Origin of the sequence: Flavobacterium hibisci, assembly GCF_020026925.1 — a bacterium.
Taxonomy (GTDB): domain Bacteria; phylum Bacteroidota; class Bacteroidia; order Flavobacteriales; family Flavobacteriaceae; genus Flavobacterium; species Flavobacterium hibisci.
The window spans coordinates 1-23,661 of the sequence record NZ_JAIQDW010000004.1 but is presented as its reverse complement, the minus strand read 5'-3'; the positions used below and the strand labels follow the sequence as shown (position 1 = coordinate 23,661).

At 33.9% G+C, this 23,661-nt stretch carries 17 protein-coding genes; 9 read left to right on the top strand and 8 right to left on the bottom strand.

The annotated features are described in order from the left end of the window. The first annotated feature begins 118 nt into the window (after positions 1–118). Positions 119–1,066: a thioredoxin-disulfide reductase gene (gene trxB, locus K8B81_RS05605; RefSeq protein ID WP_025571964.1), complete on the top strand. Its 948-nt coding sequence runs from the start codon at positions 119–121 to the stop codon at positions 1,064–1,066. A gap of 122 nt (positions 1,067–1,188) precedes the next feature. Here the strand turns inward: trxB and K8B81_RS05600 are convergent, their stop codons facing one another. The 5 genes from K8B81_RS05600 to K8B81_RS05580 all read right to left on the bottom strand — a co-directional run bounded on the left by K8B81_RS05600 (position 1,189) and on the right by K8B81_RS05580 (position 5,576). Further along, positions 1,189–2,022: a GIN domain-containing protein gene (locus tag K8B81_RS05600; protein WP_223679742.1), complete on the bottom strand. Its 834-nt coding sequence runs from the start codon at positions 2,020–2,022 to the stop codon at positions 1,189–1,191. An 87-nt stretch (positions 2,023–2,109) separates the two neighbouring features. After that, entirely contained in the window at positions 2,110–2,841 is a 732-nt protein-coding gene (locus K8B81_RS05595; RefSeq protein ID WP_223679740.1) for a head GIN domain-containing protein, read from the bottom strand. 6 nt (positions 2,842–2,847) lie between these two features. Beyond that, positions 2,848–4,563, bottom strand: coding sequence for a PspC domain-containing protein (locus tag K8B81_RS05590; RefSeq protein WP_223679738.1), 1,716 nt, complete (start codon positions 4,561–4,563; stop codon positions 2,848–2,850). 3 nt (positions 4,564–4,566) lie between these two features. After that, positions 4,567–4,899 (bottom strand): PadR family transcriptional regulator, encoded by a 333-nt coding sequence (locus K8B81_RS05585; RefSeq protein ID WP_017498072.1) that lies wholly within the window; start codon positions 4,897–4,899, stop codon positions 4,567–4,569. Between the two features lie 197 nt (positions 4,900–5,096). Beyond that, positions 5,097–5,576 carry a DUF4870 domain-containing protein gene (locus K8B81_RS05580; RefSeq protein WP_223679736.1) on the bottom strand — a complete coding sequence of 160 codons (480 nt, stop codon included), beginning with the start codon at positions 5,574–5,576 and terminating at the stop codon, positions 5,097–5,099. Positions 5,577–5,804: 228 nt separating this feature from the next. Here K8B81_RS05580 and K8B81_RS05575 point away from each other — a divergent pair, with 228 nt between their 5' ends. Beyond that, the gene (locus K8B81_RS05575) at positions 5,805–6,257 is read left to right on the top strand and encodes a DUF4442 domain-containing protein (RefSeq protein ID WP_223679734.1); all 453 of its coding nucleotides are present in this window, start codon (positions 5,805–5,807) and stop codon (positions 6,255–6,257) included. 67 nt (positions 6,258–6,324) lie between these two features. Here the strand turns inward: K8B81_RS05575 and K8B81_RS05570 are convergent, their stop codons facing one another. The 3 genes from K8B81_RS05570 to K8B81_RS05560 form a co-directional block, all read right to left on the bottom strand. Next, entirely contained in the window at positions 6,325–6,474 is a 150-nt protein-coding gene (locus K8B81_RS05570; protein ID WP_223679732.1) for a hypothetical protein, read from the bottom strand. 85 nt (positions 6,475–6,559) lie between these two features. Continuing rightward, positions 6,560–7,273, bottom strand: a complete 714-nt coding sequence (locus K8B81_RS05565; RefSeq protein ID WP_223679730.1) for a heavy-metal-associated domain-containing protein — start codon at positions 7,271–7,273, stop codon at positions 6,560–6,562. Positions 7,274–7,356: 83 nt separating this feature from the next. After that, positions 7,357–7,917: a helix-turn-helix domain-containing protein gene (locus tag K8B81_RS05560; RefSeq protein ID WP_223679728.1), complete on the bottom strand. Its 561-nt coding sequence runs from the start codon at positions 7,915–7,917 to the stop codon at positions 7,357–7,359. A gap of 184 nt (positions 7,918–8,101) precedes the next feature. On the opposite strand from K8B81_RS05560, the gene K8B81_RS05555 reads away from it, so the two are divergent. The 7 genes from K8B81_RS05555 (at position 8,102) to K8B81_RS05525 (ending at position 23,512) form a co-directional block, all read left to right on the top strand. Next, positions 8,102–9,250, top strand: coding sequence for an MFS transporter (locus K8B81_RS05555; protein WP_223679726.1), 1,149 nt, complete (start codon positions 8,102–8,104; stop codon positions 9,248–9,250). Positions 9,251–9,793: 543 nt separating this feature from the next. Next, the gene (locus K8B81_RS05550) at positions 9,794–13,039 is read left to right on the top strand and encodes a SusC/RagA family TonB-linked outer membrane protein (protein ID WP_223679724.1); all 3,246 of its coding nucleotides are present in this window, start codon (positions 9,794–9,796) and stop codon (positions 13,037–13,039) included. A gap of 19 nt (positions 13,040–13,058) precedes the next feature. Further along, positions 13,059–14,894, top strand: a complete 1,836-nt coding sequence (locus tag K8B81_RS05545) for a RagB/SusD family nutrient uptake outer membrane protein (RefSeq protein WP_223679722.1) — start codon at positions 13,059–13,061, stop codon at positions 14,892–14,894. A gap of 37 nt (positions 14,895–14,931) precedes the next feature. Then, positions 14,932–16,533 carry a DUF5123 domain-containing protein gene (locus tag K8B81_RS05540; protein WP_223679717.1) on the top strand — a complete coding sequence of 534 codons (1,602 nt, stop codon included), beginning with the start codon at positions 14,932–14,934 and terminating at the stop codon, positions 16,531–16,533. 108 nt (positions 16,534–16,641) lie between these two features. Further along, entirely contained in the window at positions 16,642–17,835 is a 1,194-nt protein-coding gene (locus tag K8B81_RS05535) for a right-handed parallel beta-helix repeat-containing protein (RefSeq protein WP_223679715.1), read from the top strand. 63 nt (positions 17,836–17,898) lie between these two features. Continuing rightward, positions 17,899–22,437: a hypothetical protein gene (locus tag K8B81_RS05530; RefSeq protein WP_223679713.1), complete on the top strand. Its 4,539-nt coding sequence runs from the start codon at positions 17,899–17,901 to the stop codon at positions 22,435–22,437. Between the two features lie 202 nt (positions 22,438–22,639). Further along, positions 22,640–23,512 carry a T9SS type A sorting domain-containing protein gene (locus K8B81_RS05525; protein ID WP_223679711.1) on the top strand — a complete coding sequence of 291 codons (873 nt, stop codon included), beginning with the start codon at positions 22,640–22,642 and terminating at the stop codon, positions 23,510–23,512. The last annotated feature ends 149 nt before the right edge of the window (positions 23,513–23,661 follow it).

The window sequence follows — 23,661 nt, the reverse complement described above, 5'->3', positions numbered from 1 at the left end:
TTATATAACAGATTTACAGCTCTCTATTTTAGAATAATAAAAACTGATTAATCGTATTCTTTTTTCCAACAATAAAAACTTATTTTTGCAACATAATTATTAACACAACCATAATATTATGTCAGATACAATCGAAAAAATTAAATGCCTTATTATTGGTTCTGGTCCGGCAGGCTACACTGCTGCTATTTATGCTGCCAGAGCAAATATGAACCCGGTATTATATCAGGGAATGCAGCCAGGAGGTCAGTTAACAACGACAAATGAAGTTGAAAATTTTCCGGGTTATGTTGATGGGGTTACAGGACCGGAAATGATGATCCAGTTACAGGAACAGGCGAAACGTTTTGGGGCTGATATTCGTGACGGATGGGCTACAAAGGTTGATTTTTCAGGAGATATTCATAAAGTCTGGATTAACGATAAGATAGAATTGCACTGTGAAACCGTGATTATTTCAACCGGTGCTTCAGCTAAATATCTGGGACTTCCATCAGAACAGCATTATCTGAATATGGGTGGGGGAGTTTCTGCCTGCGCGGTTTGTGATGGGTTTTTTTACCGTAATCAGGAAGTGGTGATTGTTGGAGCAGGGGATTCTGCCTGTGAAGAAGCACATTACTTATCAAAACTTTGTAAAAAAGTGACGATGCTGGTACGAAGCGAAAAATTCAGGGCTTCTAAAATTATGGAGGAGCGCGTTCGTAAAACAGAAAATATTGAGATTTTAATGAATCATGATACAGTAGAAGTTTTAGGTGACGGAAATGTGGTACATGCAATTAAAGCTTTGAACAAAACCACCGCTGAAGTTATTGAAATTCCTGCTACAGGATTTTTCGTAGCTATTGGTCACAAACCAAATACAGATATATTTAAAGATTATATCACACTTGACGAAACGGGTTACATTATCAATGTTCCGGGAACATCTAAAACAAATGTTGAGGGTGTTTTTGTAGCTGGTGATGCTGCAGATCATGTATATCGTCAGGCGATTACAGCTGCTGGTACTGGATGTATGGCTGCACTTGATGCTGAACGTTATTTGGCTGCTAAAGAATAAAAGTTTGGTTTCAGGTTTTCTTTGTTTAAAGTTTCAAGTTGTTGGAGCTTAATCTAGAATTCACAAATAAAAAAATCCATTCGCATCAGAATGGATTTTTTTATTTGTTAAACCTGAAACTTTTATTTAAGTTTCTTAATCAATTTAGCCTCTTCGCTAAAACGCGTTAGTTCTATTTTTGGTTTTCCTAAAAGCGAAACTTCGGCTTTGTCTCCAATAGCAAGTGAAATTGAAATTTCTGCCATTACGATTCCTGTTGCATTATTTTCAGCAGTAAAACTGGCTTCTTTTATGTTAAACTTTGTTCCGGTAAAAACGGAATTATTATCTATACGAACACTTCCTTTTTCAGCTACACCTTCAATTGCAGCGTTTGCTTTCTGGTATAAATCGCATTTGAATTTAATTGCAGAAACTAAAGATTTTACAGAGGAGCTTTTGCTTAATTGTAAAGAGGCTTCATCTGCTTTTAAATTTATTTCCGATTTTGATTTATCATCAGCAACTAAACTGAATTTCTTCGCATTGACATTCAGAAATAATTTAGAATAATCAAAGCTGTTAAATGCAATGTCATCTAACTGAAGTTCCTGAATAGCATAGACTATGGCGTCATTTTTAGTAATTACTTTTGATAATGACTTTGTATAAGTAATTCTTACTGATAATTTTTTAAAAATTGTGGACTCTTTTGAAGTGTACAAACGAAGTATTTTTTCTCTTAAATCCATTCCGATAATGTCGTGTAAATTATCATCGGCTTCGATTTTTATTTCGTTTTTTTCGCCTCTTTCCAGATACACTTCAATATTATCATCTACTTCAAGAGCATCAAAATCACCAACTTCTTTTATGGATGTGGTAACAATTTTAGAACCTTTTATTTTTTCCCTTTTTTGGGCAAAAGTTAAAGTTGTAACTAATAGTAGTAAGAACAAGACTGTATTTTTTTTCATTAATTCTAAATTTTGATTTTGACAAATATAAAAAAATCATCCACTTTTGATGAATGATTTCTTTTATATTTAACACTTCAATAGTGTTTATCCCTGGCTGATGCTTCCTCCTGAATTTTCAGATTTTTCTATTGTTTTAGGAGATGAATCATAATTAATGCTTGATCCGCTTGATGCATCTGCTTTTAATCGTAAAATAGGATGCACACTTATGCTGGCTCCGCTTGACGCTTCTGCTTCAACTTCATTTGCCAATAATTTCTCTGCATTAATGCTGGAGCCGCTAGAAGCTGATGTTTTGATTTTTAATGCTTTTCCTTGTACATTTATGGTACTGCCACTTCCGGATTCAAAAGAGATATTGTCAGATTCAATATTAACATCTATTGTAGAAGCACTTGATGCATCCAGATGTATATTTTCTCCCTGAAGTACATTTTTACTGTGTACAGATGAGGCGCTCGAAGCTTCGATTTTGTCAATAACCGGCATTTTTACAGTAACTTTTTTGGTTACATTGTTAAATGAACTGAATTTGCATGAAATGATCAAAGTTCCGTTTTCAACTTTAGTTGTAATCTCTTTTTGGATATTGTCGTCTGCTTCAACGATAATTTCTGTAGAATCAGATTGTTCAATTACCAAATCTATGGCATTGCTGACAGATACATTTTTAAAATCGCCCTGAACAATTCTTTTTTCGGTAGTAACATTTCCGCTGCCTTCAATTGAGTTTATATTAAAATTACATGAGGCAAACAATAATGCAGTGATAGCTGCAATAATGAATTTCGTAATATGAATGATTATTTTTATCATGGTTTTTTAGTTAATTTTTATAATAACTCCGTTTTTATCAGTAGTTAATTTTCCTTTGCCTTTTTTTGCATTTAAAACTTCTTCCCCGTTAATTTTAATCGAAACTTCTTTTACAGTATCATTGGCTATAGTATCTTCTTCAAAATCATTGTCATCGTTCTCATCTGTCGGACAGTTCAGACATTTTATTTTAGAACCTTCTACTTTATAGTTATAATTACCGCTAAAGTGTAAATTGAAAAAATCATTTTCAGAGTCATCATAATCCTGTATCGAAGCATCCGGTTTAAATAATTGTCCTTCTGGTAAATATAGAAACACATCTACTTCCTGACCTCTGAATTTGTTTTTTACATCTGTAAGAAAATAATTATCCAAAATTAAATAATTTCCTTTAATGTCAATATTATAATTGATTTTTTCTGCTCTTTTTTTAGCACTTGTAAACGAGTTTCCTCTGGCGCTTTTTTCTATTTGTAAATAAGGAGCAGCCTGGTCGGTATGCAATACGTGCAAACGAACATCATTTGAGTAAATTAAAGCATTATTGGCAGAATCCTGTACAAACTCAAACTCTTTATGATGATCTAAGTCTTTCGCATAGTAATCATTATATCGAAACTTTACATATAGTGTGTCATTAGGAGTAATATTGATTGCTTTTTTCTCTACTGTTTTGTTATCGTATGATATTTCAGTAGCCTGTTTGATTCCGATGCTGATTGCAATGGCAACGGCAATAATCCAAATCGCTAACAGGGTATATTTTGCAATATTTCCGATAGTTTTTGTATTTGGTGACAATAATTTGAAACCCAAAAGCGTCAAAAAGAAAAACGGAATTCCAACGGCAAAGAACATTAATAAACCGAATGACCAGATTGGATAATCAGTAAAATTTCCGGCTTCAATAAAGTTTTCCCAAGGAAAATCCAGAAAGACATTTGTCCCTAAAGTGAAGACACCTATTAGTAATAATATTAAAACAGTAACTCCGGACATAATAAGAATAACCCCTAAAAATTTTGCGAAGATTTTAAAAACTGTCATAACAAAGTCTCCAAATGAACTACTTATTCTCTCAGCTCCAGACTTTACCTGATTTCCCATTTTGTCATAATCTGCATTTTTGAATTTCTCAGACAATGAGTCAATCTCTTCGCGAACTTTCTTTTCGATGTTAGAAATTGTTACCGGCTCTCCTGTCATTTCCAATTTTTCTGATGTTGTAACCGCCTCAGGAGTTACAACCCATAATACGAAATAAGCTAAAATTCCGGTTCCGAAACCTGCAAAAACAAATATTAAGAACACGATTTTAATCCATACAGCATCAACTCCAAAATAATGTCCTAACCCGGTAGCAACACCACCAATCATACCTTTTTCTTTATCGCGGTATAGTTTTTTGTGTTTTCTGTTATCATAATTAAAAGACTTATTAGCATTTTCTTCGTCTTCAAGTCTATAATCTTCAGGCTGTCCCATTACCGCAATCACCTCGTCAACATCTTTTAAGCCAACAACATGTTTTTCGCTTTTTTGTTTTTCTGTCAAAAGTTCAGAAACACGCATTTCAATGTCCTTAATAATTTCATCTTGTCCGGATGAGTTGTTCAATGATCTTTTTATAGCGTCAAAATAGCGTGTCAATTTTAAATATGCATCTTCATCGATGTGAAAAAACATACCGCCTAAGTTAATATTTACTGTTTTGTTCATGACTTATTGATTTTGATTGGTGATTAGTTTTACGGCATCTGATAATTCTGTCCAGGTTCCGCTTAATTCATTTAAAAATGTTTGTCCTATTTCGGTTAAACCATAATATTTTCTTGGTGGCCCAGAGGTCGATTCTTCCCAGCGATAATTCAGTAAACCGTCGTTTTTTAGTCTGGTAAGTAAAGGGTAAACAGTTCCCTCAACAACTAATAATTTTGCGTTTTTTAAAGTGTCTAATATTTCAGATGTATATGCGTCTTTTTCTTTTAATACTGATAAGATGCAAAACTCAAGAACACCTTTGCGCATCTGTGCTTTTGTGTTTTCAATGTTCATAATTTCATTTCATTTTTTTTTGATTGAACAATTCGTTTTTTGATTGATGATGATTTGATTGATTGATGATTGATTTTTTCAGGAGCTGCTTCCTGCCATCCACTTTATCTTTTACTGGCTAAAGGAGCCAGTAAAAGGATGCCGTTTCTGTCAGGGCTAGGGCTCTTGGGATTCTATAACTTTTAATGGTTAGCAGATTATTTTATAAAAGGAATCGTTAGCGGATATTTGTATAATTCTCCGTTCGAAGCTTTTATCGAAGCATAAATCACTAAAAAGAATTCAACAAATTTTAAAACCCCAAAAAGTAAAACGGCTGTTGCACCAATACTTAAAAGACCAATATTTCCTTCAAAATTAAAATTTCTAATAACAAAATCTTCATCGTTAATAATTGCTTCGATTGGAAGATTTTGTAAAACCACAGTCACAAAAATCGGGATTGCAATAAGTGCTAAAATCAAAGTGTAAAGCAATAAGCTTAACTGAAAGTTCAAAGCCTGTTTTCCGTGGTGATCTGTAAATTCAGATTTATCTTTATAGCTTGTCCAGATGATAAGTGGAAAAATATAATTCCCAAACGGAATAATGTACTGACTTAAAGTACTCAAATGAGTAAATGCTGCTGTGTTCTTTTCTGGTGTTTTTTCCATGATGAGTGGTGTTGATGTTTCCATGATTAAAAGTATATAGTAATTTCTTATGCAAATATATATCTAAAAGACAGTATCTTGTTTTACATAGTACCATATATTAACAAAATTTTAACAAATTTGTAGTTTGAATTTTAAGTTTTATTGACTTAAAATCGTTTTTAGATGCTGATTTTCTAGGCGTTATGTGGAATTCAAAACAATTTATTGTGCATGCATAGTTTTTTTGTATTTTTACATGAAAAACATCTCATGGCAGTTTCAGTTTCCAAATTCAATAAATTTGTGTTGTTTAAATTACCTTCGGCTTACTTTTGCGGGGTACGTGTTAAAGCTATTGATCAAAACAGCTGTACGGTAACAGTAAAACACAGATGGATCAATCAAAATCCTTTTAACTCTATGTATTTTGCAGTTCAGGCAATGGCAGCAGAATTAACAACCGGAGCTTTGGTAATCTCACAAATTCAGGAAAGCGGAAGAAAAATTTCAATGTTAGTTGCCAACAATAAAGGAAACTTCACAAAAAAAGCCACTGGCAGAATTACATTTGTCTGCAACGACGGGCATTTAATTGCGGATGCTATCAGGAAAACCATAGAAACCGGGGAAGGCCAGACGTTCTGGATGAAATCCATAGGAACAAACGAAGAAGGTGTTCAGGTTTCTGAAATGGATTTTGAATGGAGCGTTCGTTTGAAATGATTTTAAGTATAAACCATAAACAAAAAAGACCTCGATTGAGATCTTTTTTGTTGAAATACAATTCGGATTATTTTTTTACACAACAGGATTTTTTTTCTGTTGCAGTTTTTTTACAGCAAGATTCTTTTTTTGCTTTTTCTTTTGCTGGTTTGGTTTCCTGTGCCTGAAGACTAATGGTAAATAAAGCGATCGCTAATACGGTAAATAGTTTTTTCATTTTTTTTAGTTTAATAATTGTTGCTGATCGGTATTCGGTCAAATATAATAAGTTTTAGTTGGATGATTCTCAAGATTTAGTTAAATTATAGCAGCGAAATAAGCATTGCCAAACTCATCAAAATCATCAAACCATCTTCTATAATCGTTACAGTACTCATAGGTAAATTAAAAACAGCTCCCAAACAGGCACACTGAATCCTTTTTTTATTCAAAACCGATTGTAAAACACCAATAATACTAACACTCATAACAATAAATGTAACTGTATTGGTAAATATCGGACTAAAATTCACCAGATAAGCAATTCCTAATCCAAGTTCTAAAAAAGCATAGACATATCCCCACATCGGAATTTTTTTTGCTAAAACATCATACATCGCATAACTTTCTGCGAAGCCTTTTAGGTTAAGCAATTTAAAAAATGAGAAGACAATAAAGAACCCCGCCATAAAGTGTTGCATGGCCTGCATCACATCAAAATGATGATTTGTTAACTGAATCAGAACCGTAACTAAGCTGATATAAAAGAAAATCAATAAAATGGGTTTATAGGTTTCAAACCAGGTTCTTGTATCTTCAGCAATTTCATAATGATTAATTTCTGAAATTTGATATTTACTATCTAAAGCATTTTGCAGATTAGTTAATGGAACATGGTTTGTCATGGATAGAATTGCCGTTCCGTTATCTTTTGAAACTATTACATTTGTAACGTTATCTTCGGCTTCTAATGCTTTCTTAACCTTTTCCTCACAGCTGCTGCAGGTCATTCCGGTAATTTGATAAGTATGTGTCATGATATTTGTTTTAGAATTAAAAAACAAATTTCCGAACTAAAAGACATGTATGATTGTAAAATTTTGGGAATGATTTGCAAGATTTACAAATTCTCGATCTGAATACGTTTCCTGTCTTTCAATTGTTTGAAATAGGTAGGGGTAAAGCCGGTCACTTTCTTAAACTGATTGCTTAAATGCGCCACATTACTATAATTTAAAATATCAGCTATTTCGCTTAAAGAAAGTTCATTGTAGATAATCAGCTCTTTTACCTTTTCTATTTTTTGACTGATGAAATATTTCTCAATTGTGGTGTTTTCAACTTCAGAGAAGAGATTACTCAGTGAATTATAATCATGGTGAAGGTTTTCTGCCAGATAATCTGATAAGTTCGTTTTCAGTTCGCTGTTTTTATGGTGAACCAGATCAATAATTAGTGTTTTGATTTTCTCTATTGTTTTACTTTTTTTATCGTCAATTAAATCAAAGCCTAAAGTATGTAAACTATTTAGAAGTTCTTTTTTTTGATTTTTGCTAATGGTATTCCGGAGCTCAACTTCACCAAGTTCAACCGAAACAGTCTGAAGTCCGAGTTTTTCAAATTCAGCTTTTACAACCATTTTACATCTGCCACAAACCATGTTTTTGATATATAATTTCATGTTTCTCGTTTGAATAAGATTGAAGTCTTTTGTAATCTGTTGTTAAGAAAAGTCATTTAAACTGATTTTAATTTACGCATATCTTGAATATAGAGTTTTATATCACAAATTTACAATTTGTTTTACGTTATATGGTGGTAATTTTGCGATGTAAAATCTTTTCCTGATCATATAATATATCAAAATGAAAAAAAGTCTTATTGCGCTCTCTTTAGGGGGTTTAACTATTGGAATTACAGAATTTGTGATGATGGGATTACTTCCTGACATCGCTTCAGATATGAGGGTTTCAATTCCGGTTGCCGGATACTTAATTTCGGCTTATGCACTTGGAGTAGTTATTGGCGCGCCTTTATTAGTCATCTTAGGGCGAAATTTTCCTCCCAAAAAAATGCTTTTAATTTTAGCTTTGATGTTAACGCTTTTTAATGCGCTTTCAATTATTGCGCCCAACTATAACTTTTTATTTGCCTCCAGATTTCTTTCAGGATTGCCACATGGCGCTTTCTTTGGGGTTGGAGCGGTAGTCGCAAGCCGTTTGGCGGATAAAGGAAAAGAAGCTCAGGCAATTTCGATTATGTTTGCAGGATTAACACTGGCTAATTTAATTGGTGTGCCAATTGGTACTTATATAGGTCATCATTTTATATGGCGGTATACCTTTGTATTGATTGCAATAACAGGACTACTGACTTTTCTTTTTATTTCTCTGTGGATGCCTGCTTTAGAAAAAAACGGAGATGTGAATATGAAGACTCAATTGATGTTTTTTAAAAAAACAGAAGCATGGTTGATTATTGGGATCACAGCAATTGGTTTTGGAGGCCTGTTTGCATGGATAAGTTATATTGCTCCTTTACTAATTAATGTTTCCGCGTTTTTACCCGAAGATGTGTCTTATATATTGGTTTTGGCAGGCTTAGGAATGGTTATTGGAAATTTTGCAGGAGGTAAATTAGCTGATAAATATTCGCCGGCACCAACTGTGATGGCTTTGTTGTGTCTAATGGTCATTGATTTACTTATGGTTTACTTTTTCTCTTACAATCAATATCTGTCATTAATTTTTACGTTTTTAACGGGCGCCATTTCTTTTTCAGTTATAGCGCCAATTCAGATGTTAATGATTAAGATGGCTAAAGATGCTGAAATGATAGCTTCAGCGGCACTTCAGGCCAGTTTTAACATTGGAAATGCTTTAGGGGCTTTTTTAGGTGGTCTGCCTTTAGCGGCCGGTTACAGTTATACATCACCAAATCTTGTGGGGGTTGGCATGGCAATTACTGGAATGATTATAACTTTTGTTTTAATAAAAAGCATAAAAAAAGATTGATTTTTCATGAAATTAATAAAGAAAATTAATCATTGAGTAAATATGAAATAACATTCAACAAGTTGTCAGAAAACTATTTATAATACTATTTTTAACTTAAATTGCTAAAAATTCACACAAATTGAAATCGATTGAATTTTTTTTAATAAATACTTCTAATAGAAAATAATAAAACTTTCTTTAAAGGTTTCTTCTGGAAAAAATTATGAATTTCATATTTTAAAATAGATAATTTTTCTATAAATAATTATTTTTAAGATTTTTTTAGGAAATATAATTTTTAATAGAAAAAAAATTTTTATGTTTGTGCAATCGATTACATGTTAATTTATTTATAATAAAAAAATAATGAATTTCTTTATTTTAAATAGTTTTAGAAGGATTAAAAAAATAGTGTTATAAAATAAATATGCCTTCTAAAATTTTTGTTGATAATGTAATTTATACACCATGAATGAACTTAATAAACAATTAATATTAAACTTAACTAAACAGTAAACTATGAATTTTAAAAAGTTACTTAATAAAAGAACAAATTGCTATATGGCAATTGTTTTATTATTGTGTTTGCTTACCAGTAACAAGGCAAGTGCACAGGACTTAACAGTTGAAGGTGTTGTAAAAGATGCATCAGGATTGACCTTGCCTGGTGTAAATGTGGTAGAAAAAGGAGCGAAAAATGGAGTTTCAACAGATTTCGATGGAAAGTACAAAATTAAATTATCGAATTCAAAGGCAATTTTGGAATTTTCATTTATAGGTTTTACAACCCAAGTGGTTGCTGTGGATGGAAAAAAAACAATCAATATTGTTTTGGCTGAAGAAGCTAATAGCTTAAATGAAGTTGTTGTTGTTGGATATGGCACGGTTAAGAAGTCTGATTTAACAGGGGCAGTATCTAGTATCTCTGGTAGCGATTTGAAAAAAGTACCTGTGGCGAATGTGGCTGAAGCTTTAACTGGTCGTATTGCAGGAGTACAAGTAACGAGTTCTGAAGGTTCTCCAGATGCAGAGATTAGTATTAGAGTTCGTGGAGGAGGATCTTTAACCCAATCTGCAGCACCTTTATATATAGTGGATGGTTTTCCAATAAATAGCATGAGTGATATTTCGTCTTCCGATATTGAAACAATGACAGTATTAAAAGATGCTTCAGCTACAGCTATTTATGGTTCTCGTGGAGCTAATGGTGTAATTTTGATTACAACGAGAAGTGGTAAAGATGGTAAAATAGCGGTTAGTTTCAATACATTTTATGGGACAAAAACCAGAGCAAAGGATTTTGATGTTTTACCGGTTGATGATTATGTAAAATGGCAATATGAGTACGCTTTACTAAATCAAGGAACAGGTACAAAAGTAGCTTCTAATCCTACTTCCTATACAAATTATTTTGGTAATTGGCAAGATTACGATATGTATAAAGGGATGAAAAGTAATGATTGGCAAAAACAAATTTTTGGTCGTACAGGAGAGGTACAAAGCCGTGATTTAAGTGTTAGAGGTGGAAATGAGAAGTTGAATTACAATTTCAATTATGCTAATTATGATGAAAAAGCGATTATGTTAGGTTCTGATTATAAGCGTAATAATTTGTCTTTAGCGTTAAAGAGTAAAGTGAATGATAAAATTGATTTAACTTATACAATGCGTTATTCGGATACTCAAATTAATGGTGGAGGAGTAAACGAACAAAATGAAAAATCATCATCTGACTCGCGTATAAGGAATGCAATTGCTTATGCACCACTGCCAATTCCGGGGATTTCAACCGATGATACAAATGAAGATAATGCTAGTAGTTTAATTAATCCAATTGTTTCAGTTTGGGATAATGACCGCGAACAATTACGTAAAAACTTTAACATGTTAGGAAGTTTTTCATGGGAGTTAATTGAAAATTTGAAATTTAAGACTGAATTAGGTTTAGACAATTATTATTATCAGGATGCTCGTTTTTATGGAACATCAACCTATTATGTTAATAGTTCCCCTGATGTTAACGCTCCTTTTAAAGGAATGCCGGCCTTGATAATGTCGGATAAAAAAGATGAGAGATTTAGAAATGCTAATACTTTAAATTACGATTTTAAAAAACTATTAGGTGAAAATCATCATATAGATTTATTAGTTGGTGAAGAAACTCTTAGGACATCTTCAACTACTTTGACAAATACGCTTCATGGTTTTCCTGATTTTTTTGATTTTAACTTGTCAAAAAAATTAACAACACAATCAGGTAGTGTTAATTCGGCTTATTCAGGCACGCCTTCAAATACCAACCAAGCTCGTTTTGTTGATAATTATTTAGCTCCTGATGATAAATTGTTATCTTTCTTTGGTAGAGCTAATTACAGTTTTAAAGATCGTTATTTATTAACGGCGACTTTCCGTGCTGATGGTTCAAGTAAATTTATAGGTAATAATGTATGGGGATATTTTCCTGCATTTGCTGCTGCCTGGAAAATTTCAGAAGAGGAATTCTTGAAAGATAAAAACTGGTTAAGTCAGCTGAAAGTTCGTGCTAGTTATGGAGAAGCAGGTAATAATAATATTCCTACAGGACAAACGGTTCAAAACTTCGAATCTAAACCTATAACTACAGTAAATGGAGTTTCAAGTGGTTGGGCTACAAGTAGTAAATATATGGCTAACCCTGATTTGAAATGGGAAACCACAGTTACACAAAACATAGGTTTGGATTTTGGTTTCTTTAATAACCGTCTTAGTGGAACATTGGATTTTTACAATAATAAAACTAGTGACTTATTAATTGAATTTCCTGTAGCTGGTACTGGTTATGAAAGTCAATATCGTAATATGGGACAGACTCAAAATACTGGTTTTGAGGCTAGTTTAAATATTGTTGCAATTGAGGCTAAAAATTATGGTTTGAACTTTTCATTTAATATGGGGATAAATAAAAACAAAATCAATTCATTAGGTGTCTTGGGAGATTTTCCATACTCATCGGGTTGGGCGTCAAATCAAATCACTAATGATTACCAGGTAATGGTTGGTTCTGCTTTAGGACAAATGTACGGTTACAGAAATGACGGTCGTTATGAGGTTTCTGATTTTGACTGGAATGGGACCACATATACTTTAAAAGGTGGTTTGGTTGATAATGGCCCTGTGGGTTCAGTGCAGCCTGGCTCTATGAAAATCAAAGATTTGAATGGTGATAATATAATTGATAGTAAAGATCAAACGATTATTGGTAGTGCGCTTCCAAAAAATACTGGGGGTATGGTAATCAATGCCAATGCTTATGGTTTTGATTTGTCTGCAGCTTTTAACTGGGCTCTTGATTATGATGTTTACAATGCTGATAAAATTGAATTTTCTACTGCTAGTCAAACTAATGGGGAATATAGAAATTTGAGTACTGTAATGGCTGATGGAAAACGTTGGACGAATTTAAATCCAGTTACGGGAGAACTAGTTACAAATCCTACAGATTTAGCAGCTTTGAACGCAAATACGACTATGTGGTCACCTTATATGAGCCGTTTTGTATTGAGTGACTGGGGTGTGGAGGATGCTTCTTTCTTACGTTTAAATACTTTAACTCTTGGTTATACTGCACCCGAAAGTTTTATCTCTCATTTAGGTTTAACAAAGTTACGTGGTTATTTAACGGCTAGTAACGTATTTGTATGGACAAATTATTCAGGTTCTGATCCTGAAGTTTCAACAAGAAGAAAAACCACTTTGACTCCGGGTGTTGATTCATCAGCATATCCACGTAGCAGACAGTTGATTTTCGGTCTAAATGTTAATTTCTAATTTTAAAGCACTACAAAAAATGAAACATAAAATAATAATTGCAGGATTAGCTTTGGCTACATTTTTTACAGCCTGTCAAGAGTTTGGAGATGATTATTTAGAAGCTCCAGCTCAATCAACATTAGATGAATCTGTAATTTTTTCTACTCCGGGTTTAGCTCAAGGTGCTATTGATGCAATTAAAGTACCTTTTGGAGAAACTAATTCGTATCGTGGTCGTTTTATACCATTTTATGGGATGAATACAGATGCAGAATGGTATAATAATTCTCAATCCGTTACCGCACAATCTGACTTGGCCACTTATGATGCAAGAATAGATAACGGTCAAATGAATACTTATGATAATGCCTGGGCTTCTATGTACGGCGGTATTGAGCGTGCTAATATTGCTGTCAAAGGTCTTCGTCAATATGGAAATCCATTACCAGGAACAGAAATGGGACAGCTTTTAGGTGAAGCATTAACATTACGTGCTATTTATTATGCTGATTTAATGAAAGCATGGGGTGATGTTCCGTATCGTTTCCTGCCTATCAACAACGAAACTTTATATCTTCCTAAAACGAATCGTGATGTAATTTATAAACAATTGATTGCAGACTTAGGAGAAGCTTCAAACTTGGTAGCCTGGCCTAATGAAACATCTGCAACTTCAACAGTTGAACGTATTAATAAAGCTTTTGTGAAAGGATTAAGAGCACGTTTGGCTTTAGTAGCTTCAGGGTACCAGCAATACCCTGATGGAATTCGTAGAAGTAATGACCCTGATTTATCTGTTGCTAAAATGTATGCTTTAGCTTTAAGTGAAGCACGTTCGGTAATTCAAAGTGGTAAAGCACAGTTAAACGCTACTTTTGAAGGATTTTGGAAAAATGTAAACCAGGATTATATAACTGCAGGAGGAGAATCGCTTTGGGAGATCCCGTTTGCAGAAGGTCGTGGGCGTGTCTTGTATAGTTTTGCAATTAAAAATCAGTCACCAAATCAATTTCAGGCAAATGGTACAGGTCCAGGTGGTACAGCTGGACCATTACCTACTGTTTTTTATGACTTTGATGAAAAAGATACTCGTAGAGATGTGACTTGTGTGCCTTATCGTTGGGGTACTGCTGTGAATGGTATTGCTAAACAGGAATTGGTAGCTTTAAATACATGGTATTTTGGTAAATATCGTTATGAATGGATGAAACGAAGAGTTACTGCTGCAAGTGATGATGGAATAAATAAAGTATATATGCGTTATGCTGAAGTATTGTTAATTGCAGCAGAAACAGCTAATGAATTAGAAGGGTTCGGTGCTGCTGCGCCATATTTGAAAGAAATTAGAAAAAGAGCTTTTGCTGCTGCTGATCAGGCGACTAAAGTTGATGCTTATATAAATGCATTATCTTCAAAAGAAGCTATGTTTGATGCTATTGTAAGAGAACATAAATTTGAGTTTACCGGTGAAATGGAACGTAAGCAAGCTTTAATTCGTTGGAACTTGCTAAAAACAAAATTGGATGAGTCGAAAACAAAAATGACTAATTTACGAGATAGAGCTAATGAATATTTAGATGTACCTGCTACATTATATTATAAATATGTGAAAGATGTGGCTAATGAGTCTAAATATAGTGGGCAAGATAATACTACTATCTTACAGATTTATGGATTAAATCGTGGTGAATCTACAAATCCGGGCGCTGATTATACAGCTTTTACATGGAATAATTTGAATGATGCTAAAATTAATTCTGTGTATAAAACAGGTATTAATCCGGATAATCATCAGTTCTGGCCTATTTGGTTATACTTTATTACTAACAGTAATGGAAAATTAGTCAATGATTATGGGTATCCAAATCAATAATAGTTTTGTCTGATTATTTAATGTAGAAAAAGAAATTATGAAAAAAAGAAATATATTTAAAGGAATAATCGTCGCTTCAATGGCGGTTATACTTGCTGGAAGCTGTGATAGTTATACAGAAGATATTATTACGGAATTAAATGTTGATCGTGAATTTTCTCCAACTGGTTTGAAAGCTACTGTGCGTAATCAAACTTCTGTTGAATTAGTTTGGAATACGAAAGAATCAGTCGATCACTATGTGGTTCAGTTTAGTGCAGATGATCCTAATTTTGGTACGATATTTAAAGAATTAAGCGTAACCGCTGCTCAATTGCCAGTGACTGTAGCTTTAGAAGGAGAAACACTTTATTCAATAAGAGTTAAAGCTGTTAGTGCTGATGAATTAGGAGAGTCTAAGTGGACTATGACTACAGCTAATACATTGTCTGAACAAATTTTCTTGCCAATTCAGGAAACTGATATAGCTGCTAAAACTGCTATCTTAAGATGGGCTGCTAATAGTAGTGTTACCAAAATTGTTCTTACTCCAGGTGATATTACCCATACTATAAGTGCAGAAGAAAAAACAGCTGGGATTGCTGCAATCACAGGATTGAGTCCGGAAACTGTTTATCAGGCAAATTTGTTTAATGGCACTAAGAAAAGAGGTGCTACAACATTTACAACTGGTATTGATGTAGGAGATGGTATTTTGGTAAAAAATACAGAAGATTTATTAGTAGCTATCGCAAATGCTAATTCAGGAGCAAAATTGTTTTTGGAGCCTGGTGATTATAAAAGTTATGATGTTGACGGTGTAACTCTGAAAACTGATATTAAATTAGCAAAATCAATTACGATTAGTGGTATCCCTGGAAAAGCCAAACCCGTATTACATTATAAAATAACACTTAATTCTGAAGCAAGTAATCTTTCGTTATTAAATTTGGAATTGGATGGGACTGGTATTGCAGAAGGTAGTGTAATTACTATTTCAGCTGCAACAGCTACAGATTTTCAGGATATTTTAATCAGCGGTTGTAATATTCATGGTTATGAAAAATCTTTAGTCTCAAATTCAGTTAGTGTGAATGCAAAAGTGAACTCAATTGTTGTTGAAAATTCAATCCTGACAGATGTGTGTACAAATACTACCTTCGGTGATTTTATTGATTTTAGGTTTTCATTTGTAAAAACTATTGAATTTAGAACAAGTACTTTTAATAGATGTGCTACACAAAGAGCCTTCATTCGTGAAGATGCTGGTGTAGGATCTGGAACAGGTACTACCCTTAAAACTACTGTTTTAATTGATAGTTGTACTTTTTATGGGGTTACAAATACAATAGCAAATAGTGTATATAATATTATAGCTGTTCGTTTTGTTTCAAATGCTTCGACAATAACTAATTCTATTTTTGCTGAAACTATTGCCAGATTTACTAATAATGCTGCAACAGCTACACCAACTTTTGGAAATAATAATTATTTTAATGCAGTTACACTTAACACGGGACCAGTTACAAATGCTCTAAGAGCTGATACAGCAGGTACTGCTTTAAATCCAGGTTTTACTAATGCGGCAGGGGGAGATTTTACTATAAGTAATCAAACCTTGATTGATAATAAGGTTGGTGATCCGCGTTGGATTAAATAATAAGTTAATCTATTAATTAATAAAGAGACATGCTGAAATTTTATATTGATGCATGTCTTTTTTAGTAAATAGAAATCTTTTTAATGAGATTAATTTTAATAAATTGATATGAAAACAATTTTTAGGCTTCTGGTATTTTTCGCTTTGATTTCGTGTCAAAAGGATGATGACACTAAAGAGGTTTCAATTCCTACGGCTAATTACGAAGTTTCAACAGCTGCTGAGCTGATTACAGCTCTTAGCAAAGTTAAGGCAGGTGAAACAATTGTTCTAAATGGAGGGACTTATGCAATGACTTCAAAAATTACGATAGCAACTTCCGGGACTGCAGACAAAATAATTACGCTTAAAGCGAAAGACGGTGCAGCAAGGCCAAAATTTGATTTTTCTTCTATGGCGGAAAGTTCTTCTAATCAGGGAATTGTTTTAAAAGCTGATTATTGGCACATTAAAGGAATTGATATTTATAATGCCGGTGATAACGGAATGCAGATCACAGGAAGTAATAATATAATCGAATTTATGACTTTTTCTGAGTGCGCAGATTCAGGATTACAATTAGATAATGGTGCTGCAAATAATACAGTACTGAATTGCGATTCTTATTTCAATGCTGATGCGACTCTTGAAAATGCCGATGGCTTTGCCTGTAAACTAAATGCAGGTACTGGTAACAAATTTATAGGATGCCGTGCATGGCAAAATCTGGATGATGGATGGGATGGTTATCTAAGAGATACGGATAATATTTCTACAACTTACCAAAACTGCTGGGCGGTCAAAAATGGTTATCTTAAAGATGGAACCAAAGGAGCCGGAGACGGAAACGGTTTCAAAACGGGAGGAAGTGATGATAAGTTGTTAAAACATAACGCTAAGTACACAAATTGTATAGCTGCTGGAAATGTCGCTGATGGCTTTGATCATAATAGCAATAGGGGAGAAGTGACCATTTACAACTGTTCTGCTTATGAGAATGGCAGAAATTATTCTTTTAGCAATACAAATCCTTTAGCAAAACTGATTATTAAAAATAGCAATGTTTTAGGCGCTTACGGAACTACACTTGCAACTGCTACAGATATAACCAATAACAGTTGGCAAAACGGAATAACCGTCACGGCTGATGATTTTACAAGTATTGATTATATCCAATTATTAGGAGCAAGAAAAGCAGATGGCAGTTTGCCGGATGTTACTTTCTTTCATCTAAAAGCAGATAGTGATATGATCAATAAAGGAGTCAATGTTGGACTGCCTTTTAATGGAACTTTGCCTGATTTAGGGGCTTTTGAATTCTAAATATTAACATGTATAATTAAACTTTTTTTATAAACTAAACCTTAACTATTAACAAATTAAACTATGAAGAAAAACTATCTCTTTTTTCTGGTATTGATTCTGTTTGGTTCCGTTGTACGGGGTCAGATTACGAATGCAGTTACCTATGATTTTACCGACGGTACCATCATTGCCGCTAAGCAAAGCACTGATGGGAAACTGACTTTGGGAGACGCCTATATCTGGCATGACAAAAGCTCTAGTGGCTATGGATTGGATTTAAAAGTCGATGAGCAAATCAATATTTCTGTTACAGGAAGTTGTACAATTCGATTCCTTGGATCCAAATATTCGGGTCTAAAACTTACTGGTACTGCTTCTACCGGTGCAAATCTTGGAACGATGAACACTCAGGTAATCAATGATAAAGTTGACACTTATGAGTTTGTTTACTCAGGGCTTGCCGCCGTTTTAAACTTTAAAGCTGTTGCGGGTACAGGAAATGATATTTACCTTCCTAAAATAGAAGTAATACCAGCCCAGCTTGGTAAAAATTTTACAGCGGCTGAAAAAAATATTGCTTATTCATTTGATTTAAGAAACGAGAGTATTATCCCATCAACCTATGTGGGAGGAACTTATGAATTAGGATTATTTAAGATTGAGGCTACTGCTAAAGCTTACCACGGCACTCAACATGGAATTTATTTCCAGCCTGGAAACAAAATTACCCTTAAAGTTGCAGGAAATAGTTACATTAGAGTAGCAACTGATCAGTATTCAGGCGGTACTATAAAAGCAACAAGTGCAACTGGTGCTTTTGATGTAACGACGGTTAATAATAATACTGGAACAACTTTTAGTAATGGGGCCCCAACTTATGTTAATATTTTATATGTAGGAACTGCCGGGACGGTTACGCTTGAAAGTGTAGGAGCAACCAATTATTTGCCATACATTGAGGTTTCTCCTGTACCTTATCCTGTTTCATTAAGTTCTTATGTACAAAAAACTGGTACTGTTGTTATAAACGGAACGACTATTAATCTTCAATCCGGAATTGATGCTGCATCTAATGCTACGGTTAGCGTTAGTGCTGGTACTGTAATTAGTGCTACAAGCGATAAAGCATCAGTGCGAATTAATTTGAATGGTAGCGCTTTGTCTACTTTTACACCTGTAGTAACAGGTGATATTGCTTCAGTAAGTGTTAATGGAGATGTAATGACAGTTACTTATGCCAATAGCGCAACTGATCCAAAAACATATTCAATTACTATTAAAGACAATAGTATTGTTCCTGCACCAGAGTTTGGAAAAACGTACACGTATAATTTTACAGATGGCTCAGAAATGCCACAGACAGCTTATACTTCTTTACGTTACAATACCTTTGTTACAAATGACGGTATGCTTACCATAAAAAGTAATACGACTACTGATGCTGTAAAATTTGGTTTTCACGATACTGCACACGGTGGCGTTTTCTATGCCGGAAATTCATTTGATATAGCAGTAGCAGGTAATGCAACTATTACTGTAACAGGATGTTTGTACGGAGCTACCGATGCTGTTTTAGAATTTAGGGACTCATCTAATACTCTTTTAGGAAGTTTTAAGGTAAAAAATGCAAAAGATGGTGAATCATTCAGTCTTTTTTATACGGGTGCTAAAGGAATTGTTACAGCAAAATTAATTAATCCGGCAAATCCTGCTGCAGAAATCTATATTCATGGAATGAGCGTTGAAAACGCTGCTAAATCAGTAGTTTCAAATGGAAAAATTGATGTTTGGGATTTAGGGGGGCAAACATTAAATACTAATACATATAATAATAATCTAACTGTTGCCAATATTAATTCCTGGTATCCTTCATCTGTTGCTGTTGGTTCGTCAGATAATCTTATACCTACAGGAACATTTACATTTTCAAATGGTCTGAAACTGACCACAGGAGACAAGGATAGATTATATACAACTAATCCTGATGCCGTTAATAATCCTATTACTCGTTATCAAACAGGTTCAATAGGAACTACAGATCCGAATTATACTGCAAGATATTATTGTAATGGTGTTGCTGCTGCTAATGGAACTACACGATTTTTTACTTTAACAGCGAACGAAGATGATGAGGTTACTATTGTTGCAAGTATTGAATCAGGTTTTTCTAATAATAACTTAACTATCGCAAGCGCTGCTACTGGTCAGACTGAACTTATTCCATTAGTCACTTCTGGTACTTTGGTTACTTTGGCTAAATTTCAGGCAAAAAAAGCTGGTGACTTTAAAATAAGTTGTTTAGGTGGAAAGGGAAATTATTACAGGATTTACAGAAAACCTGCAACATATATTAATGTAACTGGTGCAATAGACGAAACTTTGGCTGCTGGAATCTCTGGCTACTCATTATTGTTTAAAAATTTAGCTGGAAAAGCATGGACAGTTCCTGTTACTTCAGGTTCCTACAACGTAAGCTTACCTTCTGGCTTTGACTATAAAATAAGTTTGGTAAACGCTGATGAATATGTTGTTAATAGTGGAGCCACTTTATCGGTGACGAACACGACTACTATTCATAATGTAAGTGTTAAGAAAGTAGAGACATATACTGCATCAGGTGCTATTACGGGATTAGGTTCAGATATTTCGAAACTGACAGGGCTGACTTATGTGGCAGATCCGACAGCAAATAAAATATATACTCCTAAACCGGTTGTAAATAATGCAAATGCTACATATAATGTAAACCTGGAGCCAAATACGCAATACACAATTTCGGCACAAGGTATAAACGATTATCAATTGCTGGCAAATACAATTACTGTAACGGCTGCAACTACTACTGATTTGGCATTTACACCAAAACAAACTTATCCTGTAACGATTAATACAACAGGTTTAAACGCTTCTCAAATTAGCAATTTGAAATTGACTTTCACAAACTTAAACGAAAGCGGTTATGTCTATAATTTTAATTCAGTTTCAGGAATAGCCCTGCGCAATGGAACATACAGCATTTCATATACTGGATTAGATAATACTGTAGTTGTAATGACACTAACGTCTAACTTGAAAGTAAATAATGCACCTGTTTCTAAAACGCTTGATTTTGAGGCTCCGGCCCCTACAAGTAGTTTGCCTTATACTTCAATGCTTGCAGTAGGTACAGATAAGCCTTACAAAACGATTAACGCGGCCCTTGCAGATGTTAAAAGAATGACACGTACAGCTACAGAACGTGTTACGATTATGATTGATCCGGGAAATTACGAAGAGATGCTGGTAATTACACAACCAAATGTAACGCTTAAAAATGCTGCTTCTACTCCAAACATTAAGTTATTAAACAAAGGTGTGGATATCGATGCTAATGCTGTCAGAATTACTTCTTACTACGGTACAGGATACAACTATTACAGTATGGCACCTGATCAGAAATGGAATGCTAATGTTTTAAAAGTAAATAAGGAAAATGGTGCTTTGTCTTATGAAAATAAAGGCGATGGAACAACAAACGGTTCCTACTGGAATGCTACAGTTGTTGTAAAAGCAAATGGATTTGAGGCGAATGATATTATTTTTGAAAATTCATTCAATCAATATATTTCTAAAAAAGAATCTGAAGATATTGTAGTACAATGGGCAGTTGGAAGTAAAGGAGCTCGTCCAACTATATTAGGCAGCACTGATGTTCAGAACAAATCATTTGTTGAAAGAGCTGCTGCAATTGCTATTGATAACAATATCGATAAGGTAATTTTGAATAAATGTAGAGTGATAGGTCGTCAGGATTCTTTCTTTGGAGGAGTTGGATCAAGAGTAGTGGTGTACAAAGGAGTGATGATGGGAGGCACCGATTATATTTTTGGAGGAATGAATGCTGTATTCTACAAAACAGACCTGGCAATGAATACTAGCGATGTTAGTAGTGATGTTTGTTATATCACTGCTCCGCAGCAATTAACAGGAAGAGGATATTTAATGTATGAATGTAAAGTTACTACTGCTGTTCCGGGAACTGAAACAGCATCTGTTAACGGCTCCAAACCAGGTTATTTTGGGCGTCCTTGGGCTCCTACTACGAGTGAAGTTGTTTTTTTTAATACAACTATAGAAACTTCTACTTATCCAGGAAATGTAGGACAATCTCTAATTTTACCATTAGGCTGGTTAAATTCTCTAAATTCGGCTGAATCTACTAAAATGTATGAATATGGTACTAACGAAAAATCTGGTGTAAATAACAGTGCAAGTCGTGCCGGTTGGACTTCTCCTGTATTAAGTGCTCCTGTTTTAAAAGATGGTACTGCTATCACAACTCTAAATTTCACAAAAGGAAGCGATGGATGGGATCCACTGCCACAATTAATTTCTAATGATAATTTAGGTGTAAAAGATAATACGCCAACTTCTGCTGTGAACGTTGTGGCTTATAAAAACAGAATTGCGATTTCAAATGTTAAGTCAGAAACGGCAGTAGCAATTTACACCATTACAGGGGCTAAAGTAAAAACATTCAAAACAGCTCAGGATATTGATTTTGAATTTCAATCAGGAGTTTGGATTGTTTTAATTAAAGCTGAAGATGGTCAAAAAGCTGTAAAAGTGATTACCAACTAAAAATAGTTTTAAATTTAATTTTAAAAAGCGGGTCTTTTGGTTTTCCAAGGACCCGCTTTTCTTATGATTATAGTTTTTTGAGGTAAGTGAAATTAATTTAAATCAGGAATGGATAAATTTTAAATGTTTTTTTAAAATAATAAAAAAAAATCTTAACTTGGACAATCGATTACACTGATTATTAAACTTATAAAATTAAATTATGAAAAGAAAATTACTTTATGTAACTACTGTTTTACTTTTTTCAGTAGGATTTATTAATGCTCAAACTACAGTTTGGAATTTTAGTGACAATACTGTTAGTGTTAATGGTTCCGTTACAATTGCAAGTCCAGCGTTTCCTGCTGCAGGGGTTCTTACAAGTGCTTCGGGTAGTACTGCAGGAACTTCACCAAATACAATAAAAGTTGGTGGTTTGAATTTATATGGAAATACTTCTGTTAATTCTTCAGCTTTTGCTGCTATATCAGATAATAGCCAAACTTTTTCTGATGGATTTGTTGGCGCTAATAGAGCAAGTACTGGAGGTTCAAGTGCGGCAGCAGCTAATACTTTCTTGCCTACTGTTCGTTATTTTAGTTTCAATGCAAGTGGTCCATGTACGGTTAAAGCTTGGATAAAACATACAACAGGGATACCTAGTAATGGATCAGCGCCTACTACACGTACTCTTTATGTATCAAATGGAACGGCTCTATATGGAAGCGGTTCAGTTACTAATGACGTAACTGCTAATTTATCTAATGTAGTTACCGTTAATATTACAAATTCTGGTTTGGTTTATATTTATGGGGATAGTTCTTTTGCAGTTTATAAGATTGAAGTTTCCGGAGCCACACTTTCAACTAATAATTTTCAAACAGATTCTAAAGTAACTATATTTGGTGCAGATGGTAAAATCAATGTCGCAAATGTAAATGCAGCTACTAAAGTTAGTGCGTATAGCGTAACAGGCGCATTGGTTAAATCTACTCAAACTAGTGAAGATGTAAGTTTATCTGTTAATAATGGTGTTTATATTGTAAAAGCAGAATCTGCAGAAGGAATAAAAACAGCAAAAGTATTAGTGAACTAATTTAGTTCTAAAAATACCAAAAGAGGCTGTCTCAAAAGGACAGCTTCTTTTCGTTTATAAAAAATTAAGATAGCTATAAAAAATTAATTCGGTTTTCGGAATTCGGCTTTAAAGATGATTTTCCTTTTTTTGACTGATTTTTAGGCAAG